Source organism: Aeromonas popoffii, assembly GCF_000820025.1.
GTDB lineage: Bacteria > Pseudomonadota > Gammaproteobacteria > Enterobacterales > Aeromonadaceae > Aeromonas > Aeromonas popoffii.
The window spans coordinates 66058-91707 of record NZ_CDBI01000044.1 but is presented as its reverse complement, the minus strand read 5'-3'; the positions used below and the strand labels follow the sequence as shown (position 1 = coordinate 91707).

Genomic DNA, 25650 nt, shown 5'->3' with positions numbered 1-25650 from the left:
CCAGTTTATGAACAGATCCAAAGCCAGTATGATACATGCAAATTGGCAAAATTCCGCCATTCCTCCCAATAGAGAGAGCAATCATGACAGTCAGCGCGCAGAACCTGGTATGGATCGACATGGAGATGACGGGTCTGGACCCCGAAGAGAACGTGGTACTGGAGATCGCCACCATCGTCACCGACAAGGATCTGAACGTGTTGGCACAAGGGCCGGTTATTGCCATCTACCAGAACGATGAAGAGCTGGCCAAGATGGATGACTGGAACGTCAATACCCATACCAAGAGCGGGTTGGTGGCACGAGTCAAGGCGAGTCAGCACGATGAAGCCAAGGCCGTGGCCGAGACGCTCGCGTTTATCCGCCAGTGGGTTCCGGAGCGTACCAGTCCGCTGTGCGGCAACAGCATAGGCCAGGATCGCCGCTTCATGGTCAAACACATGGGCGAGCTGGAAGCCTTCTTCCATTACCGCAACGTCGACGTCAGCACCATCAAGGAGCTGGTACGTCGCTGGCAGCCAGAACTGTTGGATCAGTTCACCAAGAGTGGTTCCCATCAGGCGCTGGATGACATCCGCGAATCCATTGCGGAACTGCGCTTCTATCGCAGCCATGTCTTCAAGATCTGAGTGCCAGGCAAGGGGTTGCCATCGATTGGTTGCTAAAATCGACAGTTCGGCCAGCTTTTGAGCGAACGCGCGCAACCAGACGAAAAAGCCCTTGCAATTGGAAAGAGTGCTCTTATAATTCGGCTCCCGTGCAGTAGCGCAAGCAACCAAATGCTGCACGATTTGTTTTGATGCCATTTTATGGTGTGTGCGGGAATAGCTCAGTTGGTAGAGCACGACCTTGCCAAGGTCGGGGTCGCGAGTTCGAGTCTCGTTTCCCGCTCCAAATTGTGATGATGAAACTGGTTCAATCCAGCCCGATGCGGGAATAGCTCAGTTGGTAGAGCACGACCTTGCCAAGGTCGGGGTCGCGAGTTCGAGTCTCGTTTCCCGCTCCAATCATCCTCACTGACCACAAAATGACAACGCTGTTGCGGGAATAGCTCAGTTGGTAGAGCACGACCTTGCCAAGGTCGGGGTCGCGAGTTCGAGTCTCGTTTCCCGCTCCAAAGTGTGATGATGAAACTGGTTCAATCCAGCCCGATGCGGGAATAGCTCAGTTGGTAGAGCACGACCTTGCCAAGGTCGGGGTCGCGAGTTCGAGTCTCGTTTCCCGCTCCAATCATCTTCACCAGCGTAAAACGACCATTTATGTTGCGGGAATAGCTCAGTTGGTAGAGCACGACCTTGCCAAGGTCGGGGTCGCGAGTTCGAGTCTCGTTTCCCGCTCCAAATATTTGCAATGTGACATCCTGTTGCGGGAATAGCTCAGTTGGTAGAGCACGACCTTGCCAAGGTCGGGGTCGCGAGTTCGAGTCTCGTTTCCCGCTCCAACACATTTGCAAGTGACATTCTGTTGCGGGAATAGCTCAGTTGGTAGAGCACGACCTTGCCAAGGTCGGGGTCGCGAGTTCGAGTCTCGTTTCCCGCTCCAATTTCTCTCCTTGAAGTACACCAATCCAATATTTCAACACATCCATTGCCACATCCAGTTGGTAGAGCGTGATCCGCGCTTGCCAAGGTCGGGGTCGCGAGTTCGAGTCTCGTTTCCCGCTCCAATTTCTCTCCTTGAAGTACACCAATCCAATATTTCAACTGAATCACCCCGGTTTTTCTAGACACTCAGCTGTTGAACGTTTAATTGCTCATTACATCGCGCTGCGATGCGTTGTCGTATATGGCGTTTATTCAGCGCTTCTCCCCCTCCTCCTGCAAGCAGGAACGGAAGTGCTGGCTCACACGGCGAGTGAAATAGGGAAAGCGGTTGTGACAAGAGATGGCAAATGGCGGGCAAAAAAAAAGGAGGAGCAAGTCTCCTCCTACAGGCTCACTGGCGTGGCTTAGAGCAGAGTGACGTTCTCAGCCTGAGGGCCTTTGTTGCCCTGGGTCACAGTGAACTGGACTTTTTGACCTTCAGCCAAGGTTTTGAAACCTGTGCTCTGGATGGAGGAGAAGTGAACGAAAACGTCCGGTCCCTGGGATTGCTCGATAAAGCCAAAACCCTTGGTCTCATTGAACCATTTTACTTGGCCGGTGCGAATGTCAGACATGTGTTAAGTCCTATCTATAACAAAATGAAACTAAGCCTTGTTGGGCAGCATTTGCCTAGAAATCAGGGGTTGAAACATCACTGACCACGTCAATTTGTCCCAGTAGCATGTAGAACAATCCCTGTCTAAAGCACAAACGATTGTACGTGAGCGCGATCCCTTGTCAATTTGGCACTTTTCATTTTTTGAGCAAGCTAAACATATTGTGACGTCAGCGGCTTATTTCATGGCGTCAGGTCAAAAAAAACGGGAGGCCAGCGCCTCCCGTTTTGTTATTCCTTGAGGGCGAATCCTTCGCCCTGCCGGTCATAACGGTAGACCGCCTGACCGTAGGAGCGGATCTCCACTCGCTGGATGCGACGGGTGTCGTCCACCAGGATGAAGATGGCGCGGCCCGATTGCAGGCGGGTCAGCGGGCGGTCCTGTCCTTCGATGGCGATCAGGCGACTGAGCTCGGCCCCCGGCAGCTCGAACTTACGCCAGATGGAGTAGAGGGTCTCGCCGGCTTGCACCTCGTGTTGCAGCCAGGTGCCGTTGACCTTCTCTTCGACCGGTTTGGCTGCAGCGGGTGCACTGCCAGCCACGCCATTGCCGACGGTAAGAGCCTGAGCAGGCACGGCCAGCGGCACTTCCAGCGAACCGGACGGGGCCGCTTTCGGGGCGGCAGGCGCAGGTTCCCAGGCCAGCAACAGCAGCCAGATGGGCACCAGTACCAGCAGGCCAATGGTGTGTTTGCGGGGCAGCGGGCTGGTCAGCTTGAATTTGCCTGCTTTGGCATCCTGGCGGCGTTGGCCGAGGTTGCTCATCCCTTGGCCAAATCGTTGGCGCAGGGACAGGGTCGCGGCATTGATGCGATGAAGCAGGGATCTTTGTGATTCGTCTTGGCGACGCTGCTGGGCTCGTCTGTTATGGCCTCGTGGGCGACGGTCCGGGGTGGGCACGGCATTTACCTCTCACTACATTGCCTGCCATCAGGCAAATTCGTCGCCTATGGTAAACGGACTCGCCCCCGAGGGGGAGAGTCCTGATGCGGAAAATTATCAGCTGAGACGAAATTGACCCAATAATTGCTGCAATTTGTCGGCCGCCTGACGCAATGCCTGACTGGCTTTGGCCGTTTCGGTCGCATCCTGAGCAATGTCGTTGGCCAGTGCGTTGGTTTTTGACAGGTTGCCGGAGACGGTTTCGGAGACTGAGCTCTGCTCTTCGGCGGCGGAGGCTATCTGGTAGGTCATGTCGTTGATGGTGGAGATCGCCTTGTAGATGCTGCCGAGCGCCTCTTCTGCCAGATCCGCTTCGCTCACCGCCTGATGGGTCAGCTGCTGGCTCTGGGTGATGGCGTTGACCGCATTGGTGGAGCTCTGGCGGATCTTCTCGATCAGCTCCTGGGTGTTCTGTACCGCCTGCTGGGTGTTGCCCGCCAGTTTGCGTACCTCATCGGCCACTACCGCAAAGCCGCGCCCCTGTTCGCCTGCCCGGGCTGCCTCGATGGCGGCGTTGAGGGCGAGCAGGTTGGTCTGATCGGCAATCCCCTGAATCACGGTGAGGATGCTGGTGATCTGGGCGCTGTCGTTGGCCAGCCCTTCGACCACTTCAGCCCCTTTACCGGCCTCTGCCGCGACCTTGTGCATCGACTGGATCACCTGCTGGAAGCGCTCCTTGCCCTGATCCGCCGCGCTTTGCGCCTGCTTGGCGGAGTCGGCGGTGTTGTTGGCGTGGGTGGCCACTTCCTGGCTGACATAGGACATCTCTTGCACCGCGGTCAGCATCTGCTCCATCTCCGCCTGGTGATGCTGCAGGTTGGTGTCGGTCTGACGGGCGATACGGTCGGTATCGCCGGCATGGCGGTTCACCTCGCTGGCGGTCTTGAGCACATCCCCCAGCAGCCCTTGCAGCTTGTCGATAAAGCGGTTGATGCCTTTGGCCAGATCCCCCAGCTCGTCCACCGAGCGGGTCGCGAGGCGTTTGGTGAGATCCCCCTCGCCATCGGCGATGTCATTCACCAGGCTGACCATCTGACGGATGGGCCCCGTGATGCTGCGGGCTATCACCAGCATGGTGGCCAGCGCCAGCACCAGCACTATGAGTGCACCCACCAGTTGTTGGGTCATGGCGGCCCGGTTCATGTCGCCCAGCTGGCTCTCCAGCTGGTCGGCCCCCGCCAGTACCACCTTGTAGGGCAGTGTGACGATGATGGCCCAGTTGCGGCTCATCCCCGGTACCATGATAGGCACAGAGATTCGGAATGATTCATCCAGCTCCTGGCGCTGCACTTCCGGTTTCAGGTATTGCTGCCACTGGTTGCCGAGCAGCTTGTCGGCCCGGCTGCCCAGCAGGCTGGTGTCGCCGCTGGTGCCCGTGATGACGCCAGCGGCGCTGACGATCAGGGTCTCGCCCTGGCCGTCATAGATGTTGCTGTTGAGGGACTGGGCCTGACGGCTGATGGAGTCCACCGCCAGATCCAGTGCGACGACGCCCTTGAATTGACCCGCCACCATGATGGGGGTGGTGATGGTGCTGACCAGCACCTGCTGGCCGTTGATGTCCACCTTGAAGGGATCGATGAGGCAGGAGCGGCCCTCCCGTTTCGGGCAGGCGTAGTAGTCGTTGGCCGGATTGCCAAACTCGTCGGCATCGCTCTTCTCGATGGAGAGCAGCAGGTCTGTGCCTATCTGCTCCTTGTCACGGTAGAAGTAGGGGACGAAACGGCCCTGGCTGTCACTGCCCAGTGCCGTTTGACCGGCGAAGGCGGCGTCCTGGTCGTCGAAGCCGTTGGGCTCGAAGCCGGCGAAGGCGCCATACAGTTGTGGTTCCAGGTTGAGCTGTGCCTTGAGCAGGTCGGTCGCCTGCTGGCGATCCAGTGGCAGCTTGCCCTGCTGCTGCAGGGCGAGGGCACTGGCCATCTGCTGGGTATAGGAGAGCCCCTTTTGCAGCAACTGGTTGATGGTGGCTGCCTCGGCGCGGGCGTTGGCACTGACCTTCTGCCAGGCCTCCTGCTGCAGGGCGGCGCGGCTGGAACTGATGGTCAGTTGCTGGGTCTGTTGACCGGAATACTGGTTGAGCAGGATCAATATGACCAGGGCTGTGGTCATGGCGATCCCGGTCATCACCAGAATGCGATTCTGGATAGAACGGAACTGCATCGTCTCTTCCTTGTGTCGTGAGAAGTAGTGTGAGAGTTATTTGACTGTCGGCCGGAGGAGGCTGCTCTCCAACATGTCCCATAGCAAATCGGAAATGCCGCTTCTGTTTTGCGATCCCCCTCAAATATCAGGTGCTAAGCGGTCACCAGACACATTTAACCCCCTACTTTAGCGTGCCATAACCTCATGGTTTTCCCATCCGGGATTCTGAGTGCTAAAATGCGACGGTTTTTTCTAACGAATTGGCCCAAGGCCCTCTACACAAGGCTTAAAGATGAAAGTCAAAACCCGTTTTGCTCCCAGCCCGACCGGCTTTTTGCATGTCGGCGGTGCCCGTACCGCACTCTATTCCTGGTTGTTTGCAAAGAGCCAGGGCGGTGAGTTCGTGCTGCGTATTGAGGATACCGACCTGGAACGTTCCACTCAGGAGGCGATCGACGCCATCATTGAGGGCATGGAATGGCTGGAGCTGAACTGGGATGAGGGTCCCTACTACCAGACCAAGCGTTTCGATCGCTACAACGGCATCATCGACGAGATGCTGGCCGATGGTCGCGCCTACAAGTGCTATTGCTCCCGTGAGCGGCTGGATGCGCTGCGCGAAGGCCAGATGGCCAGCGGCGAGAAGCCCCGTTATGACGGCACGTGCCGGGATGGCGCCCACGATCACCCGGCCGATGCGCCGCACGTTATTCGCTTCCGCAACCCGACCGAAGGCTCTGTGGTGTTCGACGACCACGTGCGTGGCCGCATCGAGTTCGCCAACACCGAGCTTGACGATCTCATCATCCGCCGTACCGATGGCGCGCCGACCTACAACTTCTGCGTCGTGGTCGATGACTGGGATATGGAGATCACCCATGTGGTGCGTGGTGAAGACCACATCAACAATACCCCGCGCCAGATCAACATCTACAAGGCGCTGAACGCCCCAGTGCCGGAGTTTGCCCACGTCTCCATGATCCTGGGTGACGACGGTGCCAAGCTCTCCAAGCGCCACGGTGCTGTCTCTGTGATGCAGTACCGCGATGACGGCTACCTGCCGGAAGCGCTGCTGAACTACCTGGTGCGTCTGGGTTGGTCCCACGGCGATCAGGAGATCTTCACCCTGGACGAGATGATCAAGCTGTTCAGCCTGGATGCCATCTCCAAGTCCGCCTCCGCCTTCAACACCGACAAGCTCTTGTGGCTGAACAACCACTACATGCGCAGCCTGGATCCGGCTTATGTGGCCAAGCATCTGGCCTGGCACATGGCAAACCAGCAGATCGACACCAGCAAGGGCCCGGCGTTGCCTGAGGTGGTCACCCTGCTGGCCGAGCGCTGCAACACCCTGGTGGAGATGGCCGCCCAGAGCCGTTATCTGTTCGAAGAGTACGAAGCCATCGACGAAGCGGCCGCCAAGAAGCACCTGCGCGGTGTGGCTGCCGAGCCGTTGACCCTGGCCAAGGCCAAGCTGGCGGCGCTGGAGACCTGGACCACCGAAGCGCTGCACGAGCTGATTGAAGCCACTGCCGCCGAGCTGGGTCAGGGCATGGGCAAGGTTGGTATGCCGCTGCGTGTTGCCGTTACCGGTCTGGGTCAGTCCCCGGGTATCGACGCCGTGATGGCACTGGTGGGCAAGGAGCGCGTGCTGGCCCGCATCGACCGCGCACTGGCTTACATCGAAGCGCGCATGGCAGCCGAGTAAGCTTGCCGTCGCACATTGCCGTCACCGGTTTGGGGTCATCTCTCCCCGGGTATCGACGCCGTGATGGCACTGGTGGGCAAGGAGCGGGTGCTGGCTCGCATCGACCGCGCTTTGGCGTATATCGAAGCGCGCATGGCCGCCGAGTAAGTCGCCTGCTGCCGCGACTGGTGGCAGCCGGATAAATTGCCTTCCACTGACAATAAAGGGCTCCCGCGAGGAGCCCTTTGTTTTTATCAGCTAACCAGATTTGTGACATAAAACAGCGAGATAGCGGCAGTGTTGTCGGTAAAAACAGCTAACTGATTGAATTTTGACTAAACGCGCCAGTCGGCGTTATTTTTGGGTTGACAGCAAAGCGGGTGATGCCTATCATGCGCCTCCGTTGCCGGAGATAACTTCGTCAGCGCCGAGGTGAGTTGGGGTTATAGCTCAGCTGGGAGAGCGCTTGCATGGCATGCAAGAGGTCCGCGGTTCGATCCCGCGTAGCTCCACCAAATTCTCCTCGAACAATCTGGAATCAAAGGGGTTATAGCTCAGCTGGGAGAGCGCTTGCATGGCATGCAAGAGGTCCGCGGTTCGATCCCGCGTAGCTCCACCAGATTCCAAATTGGCAATTACAGTACCCAGGGCAGTGCGGTGTGTATCACCCAGGCCGACCTTTGTGGGGTTATAGCTCAGCTGGGAGAGCGCTTGCATGGCATGCAAGAGGTCCGCGGTTCGATCCCGCGTAGCTCCACCACTATTTACGGCAAATGGCCGCCAGAACCATTTGTTGAGTACGAAATTTGGGGTTATAGCTCAGCTGGGAGAGCGCTTGCATGGCATGCAAGAGGTCCGCGGTTCGATCCCGCGTAGCTCCACCACTCTTTACGACAGATGGCCGCCAGAACCATTTGTTGGGTACGAAATTTGGGGTTATAGCTCAGCTGGGAGAGCGCTTGCATGGCATGCAAGAGGTCCGCGGTTCGATCCCGCGTAGCTCCACCAATTTCTTGTAACAAGAAGCCAAAAGGCCACCGTTATCGCGGTGGCCTTTTTGTTTGGCTCTGTCCCAATTACGTGTTGAAAGGCTAATCTTGAAGTAGGCCATTACCTTGAGGTCTACCATCATGGATACCCCAGCCTTTCAACACCTGTTGTCCCTTTTTCCCCAGTTAACCCTGCGCCAGCGCCGTGTTGCTCAGCAGGAGCTCACTGCACCCCACACCATTACCTCGCTCAATACTCAGTTACCGGCATGCAGTGGCTGCCCACATTGTCAGGCTGATGTCACCCAGCTGGCACCCTGGGGATGGAGTCGGGGACTGCGCCGCTACCGTTGCAAACTGTGTCTGCGCACCAGCACCGTTTTGACTAAAACTCCTCTGGCCCGGTTGCGCAAAGCCCAGTGCTGGGAAGACTACGCGCAAGCCCTCATCGAAGGACTGACTGTCCGCCAAGCCGCGCGGCGCTGTGGGGTCAGCAAAAACACCGCGTTCCTCTGGCGTCACCGCTTCTTGCGCGCGATGGCAACCCATCAGGCCACCCGGGAAGAGGGCATCGTTGAGGTTGATGAGACCTTCTTCCTTGAATCGTTCAAGGGGCAGCGGGGACTGCCGCGTCCGGCACGTCATCGCGGTGGTAAAGGTCGAACTCGTGGAACCGGGCCAGATTACATCCCGGTGATGGTGGTACAAGACCGTGCAGGCCACCATGCGGATTTCCAGTTGGAGAAAATAGATGCCGAGACGGTCATCGCGGTGTTGAAGCCGTTGGTGTCACCGGATGCGGTGCTGTGTAGCGATGGAGCGGGTGTGTATGCCTGTTTCAGCAAAGAACAGGGTGTAACTCATCAGGTGGTGCGCAATCGTCAAGGCGAACGGGTGTTCGGTGCGTATCACATCCAGCACGTAAACGGGTATCACCATCGGTTGAAAGAGTGGATGAAGCGGTTCCATGGCGTGGCGACGCACTACCTGAAGAACTACCTGGGTTGGCGCAGGATGCTGGAGCGTTATGGAAAAGGCGTAAATATCAAAGCATGTTTGCATGAGGCGCTGGGGCGCCCCATGCAACACGTAATTGGGACATAGCCTTTTGTTTTGGCTCATTTTTCGTCCAGCCCGTCTCTTGCCCGTAAAAAAGCCCGCTGCGATGCGGGCTTTTGGCGTGATGGCAACGCCGCATCAGCCGCGACGACGACGCCAGGCCAGCGGCAGCAGGGCCAGCAACAGGGCGCCCATGGCACCGCCGCCGCCATTGCTCTCTTCTTTCAGCTTGAGATCGACGATGATGGGATCATGGTCGGAGGCGCTGAACGGGTTGCCGGACTTGATCATGTCGCCGCTGAAATCACGGCCGTACTCGAACAGGTTGCTTTCGAACGAGTTGATGTGCCAGTCGGCGACCGCGATGACCTTGCTGGCAAGTGCCGGGTTGGCGAGGGCATAGTCCAGGGTGCCGAGTTCGGCCTCGTAGCTGTAGGAGATGGCCTTCTCCTTGTTGAACTTGACGTTCATGTCGATCAGGCCGTAGCCCTTGCTCACCTCGCTGCCGGTCTGTTCATAGACCTGATCGCCGAGGAAGGTCTGGGAAGCGGAGACTATCTTGCGCTGACCCTCGGTCGGCAGATAGTCGGTCAGCACCCTGATCGCATCTTCCCTGGCGTAGGAGTTGAAATCCCCCACCAGCAGCACCTGGCCCGGCAGCGTGCTCACCGCCTCGCCCAGCACCTTGGCGGCACTGACCCGGAACTCGGTGCACTTGCCTTGCAGATCGGCCGGCTCCTTGCCATCCAGGTTCTCCAGGCAGCCGGATCCCTTTGACTTGAGGTGGTTGACCACCAGGGTCAGCGGCTCCTTGCTGCCCTCGACGGTGAAACGCTGCACCAGAGCGTCACGCTGGGAGGCCTGTTTCTCGACCCCTTTCGCGTCCTGGTATTTTTGTACCGGCAGCGCGATGACGCTGGCATCCCCCTGCGGCGTCAGCCTGGCGGGTCGGTAGATCATGGCCACCATGATGGCGTCGTCACCGAAGAAGCGCTCGTTGCCAAGCAGCGCCTTGGGCAGGGCCACGAAGGCGTACTGCTTGCTGGCATCCTTCTGCCGGGCGTTGAGGCTTTGCACCAGATCACTGATGGCGGAGTGGCTGTCGAAGCCGTTGTTCTCCATCTCCATCAGGCCGAGCAGGTCGGCATCCATCTCTGTGATGGCGTTGACTATCTTGGTGCGCTGCAGCTGGAAGTCCTCCAGGTTCTTGGCACCGCGGTTGCAGCCCTTGGCGTCGTCCGCATCCGCCTGATCCTTGCACAGTACGTTGAGTGCGCCACCCACGCTGGAGTGGCTGGTGAAGTAGTTGAGCACGTTGAAGCTGCCGATGCGCAAGTCGGTGCCATCGGCACGGGCCGGAGCGCTCTGGCGATCGTTGTCGCTGGTGCGCAGCAGATCGCCGGCGGTGATCACCTGATCCTGCGGCACTATCAGCCGGTATTCGTTGTAGCTGTAACCCACCAGTGCATCCAGATTGACCGGGGCGTCGCCGATGCGCAGGTAATCCTGCTCCGGCTCCCAGCCCGGCAGCCAGGGCAGCTTGCCATCGGCGGCCTTGAAGTCGGATTCGAGGAACACCCGGTTGTTGGCGTTGGCCTTGGCCAGTGCCTTGGCGGCCTTGCTGTCTGCCTCGTGCAGCTGGGTCGGCTTCATCAGTGGCGCCTGGTGGGAGAGCACCAGGTTGTTGCGTTTGGCGGCGTAGTCATAGCTGAAATTGCGGCTTATCTTGAGCGCGCTGTCGGCATCCAGCCGCACCCGCATCCCTTCATGACGCTCCAGCGCCCGGGCCAGGGTCTCGTTTTCCAGTACCCGCAGCGGCACGGCGGCAGGGGCCGCCCTCTGGGCGAGGACTTGCAGGCGCGGGATGCCGCTGTCAACGACCGGCTTGAGCTGGGTGTGGTTGTAGTACTCCTCGACCTTGGCCTCAAGGCAGACTTCGGCGCCCGGCTTGATGTCCGGGTACTTGCTGGCGAAGTGCTTGTCATTGAGGTAGACGAAGATGCCGTCCGAGGTCTGGGGGTTGCCATCACCCTGCACATCTTGCAGGTAGAATCCCTTGTTGAGGCTTTCGCCAAGCGCGGAGACCACCGCCTTGACCATGACGCTCTGGGGGCTTTCGAACTTGTCGCTGGGAATGAGCGGACTCTTGTTGCCACTACCCTGAATGACGGGAATGGGGGTGAGGAGACTGTCAGCCGGGCAGCTGAAGCTGGCGGCATGGAGGGATGGGGAGGCGATCGCAATCCCCACGGCCAGCGACAGCAGGGTACGTGTTCCTTTCATAACGGTTCCTTTTTTATTTTTTGCCAGTGTTTCCATCGCCTTGGCTCATCGGCCAAGGGCGCGCATTGTCACATTTCTGGCATGCCATACCAGTGAGCCAACGCACATTACGGGGATGCAAATGAGAGCGCTCTCGGTTTTTTTGACTTGGCTAACAGTATGAAATTAATGACAAAAAAGTTAATTCAACCCAGGCAGCAACTGTGATCTGGCTGCCATCCACATATTTTTCTTCGAGAATGAAGATTGAGGCCCGGTTGCTTGATTTCTATACTCATCTTGTTCCTCACGGAACCCAGATAAAGGGCAATCCGGCCGAGATGCCGGGACGCAATGCCTCCGGTCTCCAGCTCAGTCGAGTTCGAGCGCGTGGCTTCTTGGGGGGATGGTGGAGTCTGTGGCAGGTCCATTGCCAGTTGTCTGTCCCCATGACGCAGGTTGCGATTGTTCTTTGTCCTGGTGACCAATGCCAAGACAAAACAAGGAAGAAACAATATGCAACAGACCTTTAGGTCCAGCAGGCTTGCCATGCTGGTGGCCTTGGCTGCCATGCCAGCCGGGGCACAAGCCGTGTCTTATCCCGCCTATCAGGCTGGCACCGCCTACAAGAGTGGCGATGTGGTCAGCAATGCAGGCTCCCTCTACGAATGCAAAGAATTTCCCTACTCCGGCTGGTGCGGGGCCTCGCCCTATCACTATGCCCCCGGGGTGGGGGTGGTCTGGGCCGATGCCTGGAAGCTCTATGGCGGCGAGGTGCCACCACCGGCGCTCGGACTGGCAATCAGTTCGCCCGCCTCTGGTAGCGCTTTCAACGAGGGCGCCCCCGTGGCTTTGGCGGTGACCCTGAGCGGCAACAGTAGTGCCTTGGTCAAGGTCGAGTATCTGGTCGATGGTCAGCCGGTGGCGGTGAGCAGCGGGGCGCCCTGGTCAGCCAGCTGGGTCGCCACCGGTGTCGGCCCCCATCAACTCACATCTCGTGGGCTGGACAAGGATGGCAAGCTGCTGGGCGAGGCAAATGCCAGCTTCAGCGTCAACGCCGTGGTCGCGCCGGAGGCGCCCAGGGTGAGCATCAGCAGCCCGACCAGCGGCGCCAGGGTGACCCTGGGTCGCAGCGGGGCGGTCAGTGGCAAGGTCACCGATGCCAACAATGACGTGGCCAGAGTCGAGCTCTATGTGGATGGCAAGAAGGTGGGCGAGGACGTCAGCGCCCCCTGGCTGGTCAACTGGACGCCCCAGAGTAAGGGGGCTGCTGGCCTCAAGCTGGTAGCGACCGACAAGGAAAATCTGGTGGGCGAGTCGGCCCAGGTCGATGTGCAGGTGGAAGAGGCGGCTCTGCCGCCCACAGGGGGCAACCTCTCCTGCGATATCCGTCAGATCTATCGCCCGGACGGTTACGAGTGCATGGGGGATGATCATGCCCGCCGGGTCATCGGCTACTTCACCTCCTGGCGCACCGGCAAGAATGGCCTGCCCGCCTATCTGGTGAGCGACATCCCCTGGGACAAGATCACCCACATCAACTATGCCTTCGCGGCGGTGGATGAGCAGAGCCACCTGATCAAAGTAGACGACGCGGCCACCAAGATGACCTGGAGCGGGGTTGCGGGTGCCGAGATGGATCCGGAATTTGCCTACCAGGGCCACTTCAACTTGCTGTCGAAGTACAAGAAGCAGTATCCGGACGTGAAGACCCTCATTTCGGTCGGGGGCTGGGCCGATACTCGAGGCTTCTATACCGCCACCACCAAAGGCGATTGCTCGGTCAATACTGCCGGTATCAACACCCTGGCTGACTCGGCGGTGAGCTTTATCCGCCAGTACGGCTTTGACGGGGTCGATATCGACTACGAATACCCCACCTCCATGAAGGATGCGGGCAACCCCAACGACTTCCCGCTCTCCAATCAGTGCCGGGCCAAGCTGTTTGCCAATTACGAGGTGCTGATGAAGACCTTGCGGGCGCGGCTCGACAACGCTGGTAACGAAGATGGCCGCAAGTACATGCTGACCATCGCCTCACCGGCATCGGCCTATCTGCTGCGCGGGATGGAGAACTTCCAGGTCACCCGGTACCTCGATTACGTCAACCTGATGACCTATGACTTCCACGGCGCCTGGAACCATTTTGTCGGTCACAACGCGGCGCTGTTCGACAACAATGCCGACCCCGAGCTCTCCCACTGGGGCGTCTATAACCAGACCCAGTTTGGTGGCATCGGTTACCTCAACGCCGCCTGGTCTGCCCACTATTTCCGTGGTGCGCTGGCGGCCGGCAAGATCAACGTGGGTGTGCCCTATTACACCCGCGGCTGGCAGGGGGTGAGCGGTGGCAGCCATGGCTTCGGCGGCAAGGCGGCCCTGCCGAGCCAGAACCAGTGTCAGCCCGGCACTGGCGGCAGCACCATTCCGTGTGGCAACGGGGCGGTCGGCATCGACAACATCTGGCACGACCTCGACAAGAACGGCAAAGAGATCGGCGGCGGCGCCGTGCCCATGTGGCATGCCAAGAACCTGGAGCACGCGGCCAGCCTCGGTATCACCACGCTGCCGAGTTACGGCATCGCCTGGGGTCTGGATCCCAACAATCCGGCGCACGTGATGCAGGGCACGTATGTGCGTTACTACGATGACAAGGCCCACGCGCCCTGGTTGTGGAACGAAGAGAAGAAGGTGTTCCTCTCCACCGAAGATGAAGAGTCCATGGGCCACAAGTTGGACTACATCATCAAGCGCGGGTTGGGCGGTGTCATGTTCTGGGAGATGGCGGGTGACTACGCCTTCGATCCGGCCAAGAACGAGTACGGCATGGGCAGCACCCTGACCTCCCTGGCTTACGAGAAGTTTGCCAAGGCAACTCCGTACAACGCCAAGCAGAATGATCTGGCCGCGCCGAGCGCCCAACTCGACATCCAGGTCAGCCTCTCCGGCTTCAAGGAAGGGGACTCCAACTACCCGATCAACCCGACACTCAAGCTGGTCAACAAGTCGACCCAGACTATTCCGGGCGGCGCGCGCATCGAGTTTCTGGTGCCCACTTCCACCTCTGACACCATCACGGATCAGAGTGGCATGGGGTTGAAAGTGGTAGAGAGCGGTGGCAACGACAACTCGGAAGGCATTGCGGGCGAGAAGGACTTCCACAAGGTCGCCATGACCCTGCCGGGCTGGCAGACCCTGGCACCGGGGGCCGAAATTGAAGTCGCCATGACCTACTACCTGCCCGCCGCTGGCGTGCCGAGCGGTATGCGCCTCATCAGCGGCAGCCAGACCATAGGGCTCAAGGCCGAGTTCCCGACCCTGCCGGAGGCGGTACTGGGCTCCGGCGGCGAGACCAGCTGCAGCAGCCAGAACGTCAATCCGGCGGCCTACAAGGCCTATCCGAGCTGGCCGCAGGGGGATCATGCCAATGGTGGCGATCGCATGACCCATAACAAGGTGGTGTGGCAGGCGAACTGGTGGACCAGCAGCGAACCCAAGGCCACCGATGGCAGCTGGAAGCTGGTATGTAGTTACTGATCTGATAACACCTGTGTTGATGCCATGGGTGGCAAGGCACTACCAACAGGATCGATCCGGAGCCCAGGCTCCGGATTTTTTATGGCGGAATATATAAAAAGAGGGGGATAAAAAAAGACCGCTCCGAAGAGCGGCCAATTGCCACCAAGGCAACCTGCGGGGCGGTCCCTTGTTATGTGCCGCGGGCGGGGCCAAACCGTGACCTTGTTTATTGGGTGACGGCGCCGCCCTGTTGCTCCTTGAGGAAGTTTATCCAGGGAGAGGCACGGCCACTGACGTTGCCATTCTGGGCGGCCTGGGTGAAGGCGGAGAGGGCCTCCTTCGGTTTTTGCTGCTCAAAATAGGCGACCCCGGTCAGGAATTTCAGATCGGCGCGTTGTTCACCATTGGCATTGGCCGCAGGCTTGGCGGCCAGGGCCACCAGATCCTGATAGCGTTTGCTCTGGATCATCATGCGCGCCATCTTCAATTGCAGTTCGGCATCCGGAGCCAGCTTGTAGGATCTCGCCAGGGTATCGATGGCGGGATCCAGCTCCTTGGCCTGATGCCAGTAGTTGGCCAGTGCCTTGAAGTTGGTTGCGCTGCTCTCTATGGTGCCCTCCTTCATCGCCTTCTCCATCACGCGTGCCGCCCGGTGAGGAATACCGGCGAAGGCCAGGTAGTTGGCCAGCCGCTGCAATTCGGCCGGCTCGGTCAGCATACCGAGGTGGTAGGCCGATTCGAGCGCCGCCAGCGCCTTGGCATCGTTGCCCGCCTGCATGTGCATGGCCGAGAGCTGGGTCCAGTACTTTTTCTTGGCCGGGTACATGTCGACCAGGGTCGTCAGCACTTCGGTGGCCGGTTTGTACTGTTTCAGCTCGTAATGAGCCCCCATCTTCAGCAGATACCAGGACTCCGGCGCTTTACCTGCCGAGAGCTTGATCGCCTGATCCACCGCCGGGATCGCTTCCCGGTACTGCTTGAGTTGTACGTGGGCGTTGGCCAGCGTGATGTAGGCGTGCGGGGTCGGTTTCTCATCCTTGCCGAGACTCGCAAACCACTGGTTCATGGTACTGATGGAGGCCTTGAAGTTGCCCTCCGCCATGTAGAGCTGGGCCAGGTTGTAGCGCACCTGCTGGGCCACGGGCTGCGGCAGGCCGCCGGTGGCGATGGCATCGGCAAAGTATGTGGTCGCCTGACCGTACTTCTCCTGCTGCGCCGCCACGAAGCCGAGGGTCTGCAATATGACCCCCTTGTCGTAGACCCGCTCACCGGCGCCGGACAGCGCCTCCTGCAGCTTGGCATTGGCCTCGCCGTATTTCTTCTCGGTGATCAACGCCTGTGCCTTGTTGACCGCGCGATAGGCGCGGTCAGAGAGGGCAGGCTGCTCGGCGGCCCAGCTGGCTGTGCTGAGCAGCACCGCCATGGCAACCGGGGCGAGGATCAGGGTGTGTAACTTTTTCATCGCCACCTTCCTTAGTTGACCGCAAACTCGATTTCTTGCTGCATGCGGGTGGCCTGCGCCTTGCCATCGACCATGGCCGGTTTAAACGTCCATTTGGCGATGGTCTTGCGCGCCTCCTTGCCGAGGTCATAGCTGCGGGGCTCTTCTTTCACGATCCGCACGTTGCTGACGGTGCCACGTTCGGTCACGGTGAACTCTACCAGCACCTTGCCGGAGGCGAGTCCCGCCAGCGCCGCCTTGCGGGGCATCATGGGTTCGAAGGTCGCCATCGGAATGGCGCCGTTGTTGCCACCCATGCCGCCACCCCCCCCGCCTGTGCTGTAGGCGCCGAGGGCGTTGCCACCACCTATGTTGACCGGGAGGTCGAGCTTGGGCATGTCCATCGGTGAGCTTTCCATCTGCGGCCGATCCGTGCTGGCCACTTCCATCTCGGGAGGGGGAGGTGGCCGGTTCGGGGGCGGCGGTTTGGGCAGCTCGCGTTGTCTCTCTTGCAGGGTTTCCTGAGGGCGAACCCGAATGAAGTCGGTCATGCTGACGTCTTCGGATTCCACCAACTCCCGGTGATCCGGTGTGATGAGCTTGTTCATTCCCAGAAACAGGAAGAACACCACCACACAGGAGACAGCTAACGATATCAGGTATCTCATGGCGCTCGCTCCGGCATCAGCTGCTCTTGCTCGCCGCGATGGAGATGTTCTGGACACCGGCCATGCGGATCTGATCCATGACCTGGACCACCAGACCTGAACGGGATTCGTTATCGGCCTGGATCACCACGGCGCTCTCCGGATTCTCGGCCCGCAGCCGCTCTATGTTGGCCCGTACGGCCCCCACTTCGACGATACGCTTGTCGACCCAGACCTGACCGTTCTCGCGCACCGCGACCATGATGTTCCCCTTCTTCACTGTCTCGGCCGTGCTGGCGCTCGGGCGGTTGATCTCCACGCCGGACTCCTTGACGAACGAAGTGGTGACGATGAAGAAGATCAGCATGATGAACACTATGTCCAGCATGGGGGTCAAATCGATGGCCGCCTCATCAGCACTGCTGTCGCTGTGACGTTTTCTCATGGCAAAAACTCCTTGCTTGTTCTGTGCCCCCGCCAGGCTCGCGTCCGGCGGGGGAGTGCATCCTGCATCAACCGTGTTTCAGGTTGTCTTCCAGCTTCTCGACCGCCAGCTTGGCCTTGTGATCGAGCTGGTTGACAAAAAACAGGCCGGAAAGGGCGGCAATCATGCCCGCCATGGTCGGTACCGTCGCCTTGGAAATGCCCGAGGCCATCGCCCTGGGGGAGCCGGTGCCGGTGATGGCCAGGGTGTCAAACACCTGCACCATACCCACCACGGTTCCCAGCAGCCCCATCAGTGGACAGAGGGCGATCAGCACCTTGATGACCGGCATTCCCTTGTCTACCGCCATGGCAACCCGAGAGACCAGCTCGCGCCGGATCTGCTTGGCAGACCAGGAAAGATGGTCACTGCGGGCCTGCCAGGTTGCCTTGGTCTGTTTCACCTGCTTGGGGTAGACCGCTATGAAGTAGAACCAGCGCTCCAGTAGCAGGGCCCACATCATCAGGGTCAGGAAGAACAGGGCGACCAGTACGTCGCCCCCCAATCCCAGAAACCGGCGGACCGACTCGACTTCTTCAATCAACCAGAACCACATGGGTGACTCCTTACGCTGCGGCTTTGGAGGCGTGCAGACGTTCCTGATAACGGGCGACGAAACCGGCGCTCTGCTCTTCCAGCACCTGGATGAGACGACGGCTTTGGGTCTGCACTATGGTGTAGAGGAACAGCATGGGCACGGCCACGACCAGACCCTGCATGGTGGTGACCAGAGCCTCCGAGATACCACCCGCCATCAGCTTGGGATCACCGGTACCGAACAGGGTAATGGCCTGGAAGGTAGCGATCATCCCCACCACGGTACCGAGCAGACCGAGCAGCGGTGCGACTGAGGCGATCAGCTTGATGATGCTGATGCCCTTCTCGAATTTGGGCACATTGCGCAGAATGATCTCGTCCAGTTTGGATTCCAGATCCTCTATGTTGTCACCGCTATGGCTCTGGTAAGCCCCCAACATCTCGCCGATGGGGTTGCCTTTGATGATCTGATCGGATTTCAGCTGCTTGCGCATGGCGCCGCCAATGAGGGAGAGGCGGGCGCCGCAGAACAGGGCCAGCAGGGTGCCGAGCACGCCGAGCACCATGATGACGTAACCCACTTCACCGCCCTGATCGACCCGCTCCTTGAAGGTGGGCGACTGCACCAGCAGGGAGAGGATCACGCCGCGGGACGGGTCGACGAAGATGGGCTTGACGCCACCACCACTCTGTTCAAACTCGGCGATAGGTGCCAGTACGCTCTTCTCCGGCTGACGGGAGAGTTGCTCGAACTTGCCGGTCTCCGGCACGAAGGTGAGGTACTTGCCCTCGGAGACGGTGTTGAATTCACCGATCTGGGTCACTGTCTTCTCGGCCTGGTTGCCCTCGCCGTACACCACGGTCGCCGGCATCTGACTCACCTTGCCACCGTCAACCATGCGGCTGAGGGTGGTGGTCCAGAAGGCGGTCAGATCATCGCTGGAGGGGAGCTCCTTGCTCTCTGCCAGACGGGTCAGCAGCGCCGCCTGCTCAGGGTGCTCGACCCGGCGGGCGGAGGCATTGAAGATCCCCTTGAACTCACCGGCAAACTGACGCAGCACCCCGAACATCTCGCCCATGTTGCCGGAACGCTGGCGCAGGGTGTCAGTCAGCTCGGTCAGCTGCTTGTCGTTGGCATCGAAGGTCGCCTTGAGCTGTTCGCCCTTGGCGGTTTCGGCAGCCAGCTCGGCCTTGGCCTTGGCCAGCAATGCCCCTTGCTCGTTTTTGTCAGCCAGGAAACGGGCTTCCCGCTCCTTGTTGAGCTGGGATTCGCTCAGGCTGGAGGCCTTGACCTGATTGAGCAGCGCGTTCAGATCTACCGGTTTCTCGGCGGCGGTCACCGGCAGAATGATCAGGGTGGCTCCCGCCATCAGGGAGGCAATAGCAAGTTTGATTCCTTTCATGATGCTTTCTCCGCAGTTTGAACCGGCAGCTTGATGAGCGCGGGGGGCGCCTGCTTCTTGGCGATACGCAAGCCCTGTTCGACTGCACTGCGATACTCCTGGGGCAGCTCTTCCCATTGACGGGTCTTCTTGTTCCACATGCCGGTCTCATTGCCATCCGGGGATTGGTAGAGCAGGGCGATGCGACCGACGCGCAGGAACTCGTAGGTCTTCTCGGTGCCAGCCTTGTCCAGACTGGCCTTGTAGGACTCGATGGTGCGGCTGAAGCCCTCCTCGATCTGGTAGGCTTCCAGGATCTTGCGGTACTTCTCGGAGATGGTGACATCGGCGCGGTTCATCAGGTCCGTCAGGGCCGCCACGCGGTCCTCCCGCTCGACTTTCTGGAACGGCAGATCCAGAGAGACGAACTGCTCGAGGGAGTCGATCATCTTGAGCATCAGGGGGACGACTTCGGTGCTGGTCTGATCGATCTGGGCGATCTGGCGCTGCATCGAGGCCAGCTCTGTGGTCTGGGAGTCGACCATCTTGCCCACCTGCTCGTTGTAGGTGCGCAGACTGTCGACCTGGCGCAGGGCGGCCTTGTACTGCGCCAGGGCAGACTCGGCAGACTCGGCGTAGTTGTCGATCTTCTGCTGGGACACTTTGGATGCATTGTTGGTGGCGGCTTGAGCGTCCACTGCCTGACCGGCAGAGGCGGCACTCAGATTGAAGCTGGTCAGCAAGGCAGCAGAAACCAGGCTGCCGAGGAGCGCTTTCTTCATTGTAATTGTCCTTGTCTTCATAGGTTTACCCTATCTCCGTAACTTCCTTGGACGTTGGGCAAAGCCGGCCCGACCGGGCCGGCTTGGGTTGTATATCAACGAGGTTGATTAGAACTTCTGGGTGTAGTCGAGGTAGACGACGCGCCCGTCGATGTTGTAGAGGTCTTCGTCATAGGTGAAGCCGTCGCTGGAGAGCGAGGGGTCTACGTTGAACATGTTCCTCACACCGGCTTGCAGCTTGCCATTCCAGGGGGTGTCAACCGCGACGTTCAGGTTCCAGGTGGTCTGGGACGCAATATGCCCCTCTTTCTGACCATCTACGTAATCCTGGCTCTGGGAGTCGATGTAGTTGGCACTCAGGTAGGTATCCATGTTCCACCACTGCGGCACATTGACCCCGACGCCGGAGTTGAAGCGCAGTTCCGGCTTGGCGTTCCAGCCCTTCTTGTCGACCATGGGACCACCGGCGAACAGACCCTCTTCGTATTTCAGAATGTAGGTGCTGCCGAAGTCGTAGCGTACTGTCACGACGTCGAAGTCGTACTTGTAATCCGCCTTGAAATCCAGACCGCTGGTCTTGAGCTGACCCAGGTTGACCATGCCAGCATAGACCTGCTGCACATCGCCATTGGCATCGCGGATGACGTTCGGGTTGCTGCCGGTATTCAGCTCCTGGTAGAACTGGGTCTGGGTGGTCGCCAGCTGGATCACGTCATCGATCTTGATGTAGTAGTAATCCAGCGAGAGGTTGAGATCGTCGATCGGGCTATACGCAGTGCCTATGCCGAAGGTGTCAGCCGTCTCTTCCTTCAGCTTCTTGTTGGATTGGCGAATCGTGGTGAACTGCTCTTCCGGGCAGTTGGCCACCCCGTTTGCCCGGCAGGAGACATAGTCCTTGGCAAAGTCGGCGGAGTCGGCATCGGCGGCATAGAGATCATCCAGACCCGGAGCACGGAAGGATTGTGACCAGGAGGTACGGAACAACAGATTGTCCAGCGGCTGATAACGCAGGCTCGCCTTGGGCGAGAAGGCGCTGCCAAAGTCGCTGTACTTGTCGTAACGACCGGCCAGGTTCAACTCGATCTGCTCGGTGATGGGGATCAAGCTCTCGATGTAGGTGGCGAAGACGTCGCGTACACCGCCACCCGAGTTGCCGGCAGAGCCGATGACGTTGCCAGCTTCGGACTGGCTGTCGTAGGTGTCAGAGTAGGTCCAATCGTTGTATTCTGCGCCCAGAAACCAGCCGATGGGGCCGGCCGGCAGCTCGCCCATGCTCCAGCCCAGGCCGCCGTACCACTGGAAGAAATCCATCTTGGAAGTACGGCTGATGTCGTAGGAGAGGCTGTTGGTCGCCGCGTTGGAGAACTCGCCGTTCTTGAAGTTGCCCGCATCGACCTGTTGCTGGACCGACGGGTTCAGCACATAACCTGTTCCACGGTTCTTGTTGTCAGTCTTGGAATACATGTAGCCTGCACTCCACTCCACATCGCCCACCGCTTCGGTCGGCAGCGCGCCTTCAAAGCCCAGGTTGATGCTGCCGGTCATGTCGGTGACGTCGTTGTCACGGGGGCCGACGTTGTTGAAGCGGTAGTAGACGGTGGCCTTCTCGCCGATGAAGCCGTTGTCGGCCAACAGCTGGGCACCGCCCGGGGTGGTGCCGTCGATGCTGAAGGGGCCAGGAGCCGGGGCGGAGCGGCCAAAGCTGGTGATGCGCGAGCCGATCAGCTGGGGCACGAAGTCGACGCTGTCATTGATGTGATAGCGCCCGTTGACGTAGACGGTGTCGCGGTTGCGAGAGGCGGTCTTGGCGGCAACCTGGGCAAAGTCGAAGCGGCAAGTCGAACCGACGGGCACGAACCCGGTGCCAGTATTGGCACAGTCGACGCCTTTCAGTGTGCGGGTGACCGTCTTGCCGGTGGCGGCATCGACCCCCTTGATGTTGCGGCCATAGAGGCTGGGAGCGGAGGCGCCCTGTAATGCCAGATAATCGCGATCCTTGTAGTAGATCTCGTCTTTGACATCGTGTTCATAGACCATCATCAGGGCGCCCTTCTCCCCTGTGATACCGCTGACAATAGAGCCATTCTTCTCGTCGCCACCCTCTTTGGTGGGCGAGCCAATACGCCCCTGGAAGGCCAGCCCTTCGTAGTCTTGCTTCAAGATGACGTTGATGACACCGCCGATGGCATCAGAGCCATACAGCGCGGAACCGCCATCCAGGTTCACTTCCACCCGTTCAACTGCCGCCATGGGAATGGTGTTCAGGTTGATGGCGCTGCCACCTATGGAAGGGGAGCCCGCGACCCGCTTGCCATTGAGCAGCACCAGAGTGCGCTCTGAGCCCAGACCACGCAGACCAACGGTCGACTGGGATTGAGCGGAGTTACCAGATGCGGGGGATAAACCACCAAAGGAGTTGAAGGAGGCTTGTTTCAGGTAGTCAGCCACTGTCTGCTGACCGGATTGCTCGATCCTGGCTCTGCTGATGGCGATAACCGGGGTGGCGCTTTCCACATCGACACGGGAGATGCGGGAGCCGGTCACCTTGATTTTCTGCAGTTTTTCAACGTTTTGGCCTTCTTCGGCCATAGCGGGGGTGGCTACCACTGCCGCGCTCGCCAAGGCAAACGCAACGGCAGCAGAGAGTCTGCTTTTCCTAAGCATCGCTTATATCCTTCCTGGTTGTTTTTTTGTTTGCTTCCATACCGCCCTCGTTGGAGCGATGCGTAAGGCTTATCAAGCTTTCGATGTGGACGTCAATTGAGGTGGTGCGGATGGGGTGGGGGCGGGGAATAAGATGACTATGTTTTATTAGTTCACTATTACCAGTTTTTATTCTGACTTGGCATCCACTTGCGATGTGAAATCGGTGTTAAATCGAAGTGTTTCCATTTTATTGATTAAATTTAAACTTATCGATAAGTGATCTTCTTCCTTGATTTTTGTCTTGTAAAAAGCAACTTAAATAGCATTTTTAGCTGTTTTTATGGTGTGTTGTGTTTCTGTTCAGGCCGGGTGTTTGGCGGAGTTCAAGCCTGTGTCTATAGAGAGAGTAAATTAGCGGATTTTTTGTTAATGGCATGTTTTATATCGGTTTTTGTTTTTAGGTCTCTTTTTTTATTATTTTAATTTAAAATTTAAACGATGGTTTGGTTGTGCGGTGAGTAGTGTTTTATCTTGAAGTTGAGTTTTTCATAAAAAATTCACAATAAATTCTGCTATATGCCAAAAGCAGATGTTACCCCCTTCGTTCTACTTGATTTTTGTTGCAGAGCTTTTACAGTGACCCAGCGGATTGTCTGTCAATAACAGCCTATCCAGTGAGTAATGCCAGGAAGGACAGGCCGGTCATCGGAATTGACTAGCCATACAAGAACAACAAGGACGAGGTTTCACCATGCTGTCGTATTTCTTACGTCGGATGCTTTTGATCATCCCGACGTTTCTCGGTATCACCCTGCTCGTCTTCACCATCACCCGTTTCGTGCCCGGCGGCCCGGTTGAACGCATGTTGTTGCAGGCGCAGGTGTCCCAGAACGAATCTGGCCGATCCAGCGGCAGCAAGGGTGCGCAGGCCCTCTCCGATGAACAGATCGAGGAGCTCAAGGCCTTCTATGGCCTCGACAAGCCGATGCTGATCGCCTATTGGGAGTGGCTGCAGAAGCTGGCCGTACTGGATCTCGGGGAGTCGACCCGCTATTACGAGCCGGTGTGGGGCCTCATCAAAGATAGGCTACCGGTCACCGCCTTCTTCGGGTTGGCCACCTTTCTGCTGAGCTACGCGGTATCCATACCACTCGGAGTGGCCAAGGCCCTCAGGCACAATAGTCGCTTCGATTCGCTCAGCTCCATGTTCATCTACATGGCCTATGCCCTGCCCGCCTACGTGGTGGGTATCTTTCTCATCACCGTCTTCGCCTTCCATCTGGAATGGCTGCCCATGGGCGGTTTTCCGGGGGACGATTTCGACGCCATGGAGAGCCGCTGGGCCCAGATCCGTACCGTCTTTGCCCACGCCCTGTTGCCGCTCATCGCCTACGCCATCGGGGATTTTGCCATCCTCACCATGACCATGAAGAACAGCCTGATGGAGAACCTGTCGGCGGATTACGTGCGTACTGCCGTGGCCAAGGGGCTACCGTTTCGCAAGGCGGTCACCGACCACGCCATGCGCAACAGCCTGATCCCCATTGCCAGTCACTTAGGATCTGTGCTCACCGTCTTCTTCGGCGGCTCCTTTCTCATCGAGACCATTTTCAACATCGACGGCATAGGGCTGCTCGGTTATGAGGCGATCGTCGAGCGGGATTACCCCACCGTCATGGGCATTTTGGCCATCACCTCCATGTTGATGCTGGTTGGCAATATCGTCTCCGATATCTGTGTCGCCTTTGTTGACCCCCGCGTGCGGTTTGGAGAGTGAACATGAACCTGCTCCTTCCTGTCATGTCGATGCTGACATCACGTTATATCGTCTCCGACCTTTGTGTCGCCCTCGTTGACGCTCGTATGCGGCTTGGAGAATAACCATGAAGCTCAACCCGGTTACCTTGAAAAAACTCAAGCGTTTCAAGTCGATAAAGCGTGGTTATTACTCGTTTGTCATCTTTACCACCCTGGTGGTGCTCTCCCTGCTGGCGGAGCTGCTGGTCAACAGCCGGGCACTGATTGTGAGCTATCAGGGTCAGCTCCACTTCCCCACTTATGGTGACGTAATCCCCGGTACTCACTTCGGGCTCGATTACGAGTACGAGACCAACTATCGCCAGCTCAAGGTCAAATTTGCAGAGGAGGGCAAGGGCAACTGGGTGCTGTTGCCGCCTGTACCCTGGAACCCTTATGAGCAGGATTTCAAGCAAGATACCTATCCGCCCTTCGCCCCCAGCCTGGCTGAACGCCACTTCCTCGGCACCGACACCAGCGGCCGCGATGTGCTGGCGCGGCTGGTCTATGGCTTTCGCATCGCCATCGGCTTTGCCTTTATCGCGCTGGCGGCCAGTTACGCCATCGGGGTCACCATCGGCTGTCTGATGGGCTTTCTCGGCGGCCGCTTTGACCTCATCTTGCAACGCTTCATCGAGATCTGGTCCCAGGTGCCGTTTCTCTACGTCATCATGATCCTGGTGTCGCTGGCCAAGCCCAACTTCGGTCTGTTTGTCGGCATCAACGTGCTGTTCGGCTGGATGGGGATCACCTGGTATATGCGCACCCTCACCTACAAGGAGCGGGCACGGGACTATGTGATGGCGGCGCGGGCGCAAGGGGCCACCACCGGGCGGATCATCTTCAACCACATTCTGCCCAATACCCTGATGATGATCGTTACCCTGGCGCCGTTCGCCGTGGTGGGCAACATATCCATCCTGACGGCGCTGGACTATCTGGGCTTCGGGTTGGCACCGCCGACCCCGAGTTGGGGCGAGCTGCTCTCGCAGGGGATCAACAATCTGGATGCCATCTGGATCGTCAGTTCGGTGGTGGCGGCGGTGAGTCTGGTGCTGATCATGGTCTCCTTTATCGGCGAGGCGATCCGCGAGGCGTTCGACCCGCGTAAATTTACCCGTTATCAGTGACCCAC

Annotated in this window: 17 protein-coding genes, 12 tRNA genes, 1 pseudogene and 1 riboswitch; of the genes and pseudogenes, 19 read left to right on the top strand and 11 right to left on the bottom strand. The window is 58.7% G+C overall.

Annotated features, from left to right (window positions below):
* Positions 1-83 precede the first annotated feature (83 nt).
* The 8 genes from orn to BN1129_RS08230 all read left to right on the top strand — a co-directional run bounded on the left by orn (position 84) and on the right by BN1129_RS08230 (position 1542).
* Positions 84-629, top strand: coding sequence for an oligoribonuclease (gene orn, locus BN1129_RS08265; protein WP_042035780.1), 546 nt, complete (start codon positions 84-86; stop codon positions 627-629).
* Between the two features lie 189 nt (positions 630-818).
* Positions 819-894, top strand: a tRNA-Gly gene (locus BN1129_RS08260).
* A 36-nt stretch (positions 895-930) separates the two neighbouring features.
* Positions 931-1006, top strand: a tRNA-Gly gene (locus BN1129_RS08255).
* A 35-nt stretch (positions 1007-1041) separates the two neighbouring features.
* A tRNA-Gly gene (locus BN1129_RS08250) sits at positions 1042-1117 on the top strand.
* Between the two features lie 36 nt (positions 1118-1153).
* Positions 1154-1229 (top strand) — tRNA-Gly (locus BN1129_RS08245).
* Between the two features lie 35 nt (positions 1230-1264).
* Positions 1265-1340 (top strand) — tRNA-Gly (locus tag BN1129_RS08240).
* Between the two features lie 25 nt (positions 1341-1365).
* Positions 1366-1441 (top strand) — tRNA-Gly (locus BN1129_RS08235).
* Between the two features lie 25 nt (positions 1442-1466).
* A tRNA-Gly gene (locus BN1129_RS08230) sits at positions 1467-1542 on the top strand.
* A gap of 406 nt (positions 1543-1948) precedes the next feature.
* Here the strand turns inward: BN1129_RS08230 and BN1129_RS08225 are convergent.
* From BN1129_RS08225 to BN1129_RS08215, 3 genes are all read right to left on the bottom strand, one after another.
* Positions 1949-2158: a cold-shock protein gene (locus BN1129_RS08225; protein ID WP_042035779.1), complete on the bottom strand. Its 210-nt coding sequence runs from the start codon at positions 2156-2158 to the stop codon at positions 1949-1951.
* Positions 2159-2430: 272 nt separating this feature from the next.
* Entirely contained in the window at positions 2431-3099 is a 669-nt protein-coding gene (locus BN1129_RS08220; protein ID WP_042035778.1) for a LysM-like peptidoglycan-binding domain-containing protein, read from the bottom strand.
* A 99-nt stretch (positions 3100-3198) separates the two neighbouring features.
* Positions 3199-5301 carry a methyl-accepting chemotaxis protein gene (locus BN1129_RS08215; RefSeq protein WP_042035777.1) on the bottom strand — a complete coding sequence of 701 codons (2103 nt, stop codon included), beginning with the start codon at positions 5299-5301 and terminating at the stop codon, positions 3199-3201.
* Between the two features lie 274 nt (positions 5302-5575).
* On the opposite strand from BN1129_RS08215, the gene gltX reads away from it, so the two are divergent.
* From gltX to BN1129_RS08175, 8 genes and pseudogenes are all read left to right on the top strand, one after another.
* Positions 5576-6991: a glutamate--tRNA ligase gene (gene gltX / locus BN1129_RS08210; protein ID WP_042035776.1), complete on the top strand. Its 1416-nt coding sequence runs from the start codon at positions 5576-5578 to the stop codon at positions 6989-6991.
* An 11-nt stretch (positions 6992-7002) separates the two neighbouring features.
* Positions 7003-7138 (top strand): annotated as a pseudogene (locus BN1129_RS24180) (glutamyl-tRNA synthetase); the annotation flags it as partial.
* 271 nt (positions 7139-7409) lie between these two features.
* Positions 7410-7485: transfer RNA gene (locus BN1129_RS08200), tRNA-Ala, on the top strand.
* 28 nt (positions 7486-7513) lie between these two features.
* Positions 7514-7589 (top strand) — tRNA-Ala (locus BN1129_RS08195).
* A 65-nt stretch (positions 7590-7654) separates the two neighbouring features.
* Positions 7655-7730, top strand: a tRNA-Ala gene (locus BN1129_RS08190).
* Between the two features lie 48 nt (positions 7731-7778).
* Positions 7779-7854: transfer RNA gene (locus tag BN1129_RS08185), tRNA-Ala, on the top strand.
* Between the two features lie 48 nt (positions 7855-7902).
* A tRNA-Ala gene (locus tag BN1129_RS08180) sits at positions 7903-7978 on the top strand.
* A 122-nt stretch (positions 7979-8100) separates the two neighbouring features.
* Entirely contained in the window at positions 8101-9063 is a 963-nt protein-coding gene (locus BN1129_RS08175) for an IS1595 family transposase (RefSeq protein ID WP_042035775.1), read from the top strand.
* A gap of 93 nt (positions 9064-9156) precedes the next feature.
* Here BN1129_RS08175 and BN1129_RS08170 read toward each other — a convergent pair whose 3' ends face one another.
* The gene (locus BN1129_RS08170) at positions 9157-11301 is read right to left on the bottom strand and encodes an ExeM/NucH family extracellular endonuclease (RefSeq protein ID WP_042035774.1); all 2145 of its coding nucleotides are present in this window, start codon (positions 11299-11301) and stop codon (positions 9157-9159) included.
* Between the two features lie 295 nt (positions 11302-11596).
* A riboswitch (cyclic di-GMP riboswitch) is annotated at positions 11597-11682 on the top strand.
* A gap of 114 nt (positions 11683-11796) precedes the next feature.
* Here BN1129_RS08170 and BN1129_RS08165 point away from each other — a divergent pair.
* Positions 11797-14817, top strand: a complete 3021-nt coding sequence (locus tag BN1129_RS08165) for a glycosyl hydrolase family 18 protein (protein ID WP_042035773.1) — start codon at positions 11797-11799, stop codon at positions 14815-14817.
* Positions 14818-15025: 208 nt separating this feature from the next.
* Here the strand turns inward: BN1129_RS08165 and BN1129_RS08160 are convergent, their stop codons facing one another.
* From BN1129_RS08160 to BN1129_RS08130, 7 genes are all read right to left on the bottom strand, one after another.
* Positions 15026-16261: a tetratricopeptide repeat protein gene (locus BN1129_RS08160; protein WP_042035772.1), complete on the bottom strand. Its 1236-nt coding sequence runs from the start codon at positions 16259-16261 to the stop codon at positions 15026-15028.
* Between the two features lie 11 nt (positions 16262-16272).
* Positions 16273-16908, bottom strand: coding sequence for an energy transducer TonB (locus tag BN1129_RS08155; protein ID WP_042035771.1), 636 nt, complete (start codon positions 16906-16908; stop codon positions 16273-16275).
* Positions 16909-16924: 16 nt separating this feature from the next.
* Positions 16925-17332, bottom strand: a complete 408-nt coding sequence (locus BN1129_RS08150; protein ID WP_042035770.1) for an ExbD/TolR family protein — start codon at positions 17330-17332, stop codon at positions 16925-16927.
* A gap of 67 nt (positions 17333-17399) precedes the next feature.
* Positions 17400-17927 carry a MotA/TolQ/ExbB proton channel family protein gene (locus BN1129_RS08145; RefSeq protein WP_042035769.1) on the bottom strand — a complete coding sequence of 176 codons (528 nt, stop codon included), beginning with the start codon at positions 17925-17927 and terminating at the stop codon, positions 17400-17402.
* Between the two features lie 10 nt (positions 17928-17937).
* On the bottom strand, positions 17938-19311 hold the full coding sequence (locus BN1129_RS08140; protein WP_042035768.1) for a MotA/TolQ/ExbB proton channel family protein: 1374 nt from the start codon (positions 19309-19311) through the stop codon (positions 17938-17940).
* Complete coding sequence (locus BN1129_RS08135) at positions 19308-20072, bottom strand: DUF3450 domain-containing protein (RefSeq protein WP_042035767.1); 765 nt, start codon at positions 20070-20072, stop codon at positions 19308-19310. Before BN1129_RS08135 ends, BN1129_RS08140 begins: the two co-directional genes overlap by 4 nt.
* 108 nt (positions 20073-20180) lie before the next feature.
* Positions 20181-22736: a TonB-dependent receptor gene (locus BN1129_RS08130; RefSeq protein ID WP_042035766.1), complete on the bottom strand. Its 2556-nt coding sequence runs from the start codon at positions 22734-22736 to the stop codon at positions 20181-20183.
* A gap of 733 nt (positions 22737-23469) precedes the next feature.
* Here BN1129_RS08130 and BN1129_RS08125 point away from each other — a divergent pair.
* Both BN1129_RS08125 and BN1129_RS08120 read left to right on the top strand, forming a co-directional pair.
* A complete protein-coding gene (locus tag BN1129_RS08125; RefSeq protein ID WP_042035765.1) occupies positions 23470-24495 on the top strand; it encodes an ABC transporter permease subunit in 1026 nt (341 codons plus the stop codon).
* Between the two features lie 106 nt (positions 24496-24601).
* Positions 24602-25645, top strand: coding sequence for an ABC transporter permease (locus BN1129_RS08120; RefSeq protein ID WP_042035764.1), 1044 nt, complete (start codon positions 24602-24604; stop codon positions 25643-25645).
* The last annotated feature ends 5 nt before the right edge of the window (positions 25646-25650 follow it).

Excerpts from the sequence above, each read along its gene's own strand:
- orn (WP_042035780.1), top strand. The coding sequence starts at position 84 with ATGACAGTCAGCGCGCAGAACCTGGTATGGATCGACATGGAGATGACG.
- BN1129_RS08145 (WP_042035769.1), bottom strand. The coding sequence starts at position 17,927 with ATGTGGTTCTGGTTGATTGAAGAAGTCGAGTCGGTCCGCCGGTTTCTG.
- gltX (WP_042035776.1), top strand. The coding sequence starts at position 5,576 with ATGAAAGTCAAAACCCGTTTTGCTCCCAGCCCGACCGGCTTTTTGCAT.
- BN1129_RS08140 (WP_042035768.1), bottom strand. The coding sequence starts at position 19,311 with ATGAAAGGAATCAAACTTGCTATTGCCTCCCTGATGGCGGGAGCCACC.
- BN1129_RS08130 (WP_042035766.1), bottom strand. The coding sequence starts at position 22,736 with ATGCTTAGGAAAAGCAGACTCTCTGCTGCCGTTGCGTTTGCCTTGGCG.
- BN1129_RS08165 (WP_042035773.1), top strand. The coding sequence starts at position 11,797 with ATGCAACAGACCTTTAGGTCCAGCAGGCTTGCCATGCTGGTGGCCTTG.
- BN1129_RS08120 (WP_042035764.1), top strand. The coding sequence starts at position 24,602 with ATGAAGCTCAACCCGGTTACCTTGAAAAAACTCAAGCGTTTCAAGTCG.
- BN1129_RS08175 (WP_042035775.1), top strand. The coding sequence starts at position 8,101 with ATGGATACCCCAGCCTTTCAACACCTGTTGTCCCTTTTTCCCCAGTTA.
- BN1129_RS08215 (WP_042035777.1), bottom strand. The coding sequence starts at position 5,301 with ATGCAGTTCCGTTCTATCCAGAATCGCATTCTGGTGATGACCGGGATC.
- BN1129_RS08125 (WP_042035765.1), top strand. The coding sequence starts at position 23,470 with ATGCTGTCGTATTTCTTACGTCGGATGCTTTTGATCATCCCGACGTTT.
- BN1129_RS08170 (WP_042035774.1), bottom strand. The coding sequence starts at position 11,301 with ATGAAAGGAACACGTACCCTGCTGTCGCTGGCCGTGGGGATTGCGATC.
- BN1129_RS08155 (WP_042035771.1), bottom strand. The coding sequence starts at position 16,908 with ATGAGATACCTGATATCGTTAGCTGTCTCCTGTGTGGTGGTGTTCTTC.
- BN1129_RS08160 (WP_042035772.1), bottom strand. The coding sequence starts at position 16,261 with ATGAAAAAGTTACACACCCTGATCCTCGCCCCGGTTGCCATGGCGGTG.
- BN1129_RS08135 (WP_042035767.1), bottom strand. The coding sequence starts at position 20,072 with ATGAAGAAAGCGCTCCTCGGCAGCCTGGTTTCTGCTGCCTTGCTGACC.
- BN1129_RS08225 (WP_042035779.1), bottom strand. The coding sequence starts at position 2,158 with ATGTCTGACATTCGCACCGGCCAAGTAAAATGGTTCAATGAGACCAAG.
- BN1129_RS08150 (WP_042035770.1), bottom strand. The coding sequence starts at position 17,332 with ATGAGAAAACGTCACAGCGACAGCAGTGCTGATGAGGCGGCCATCGAT.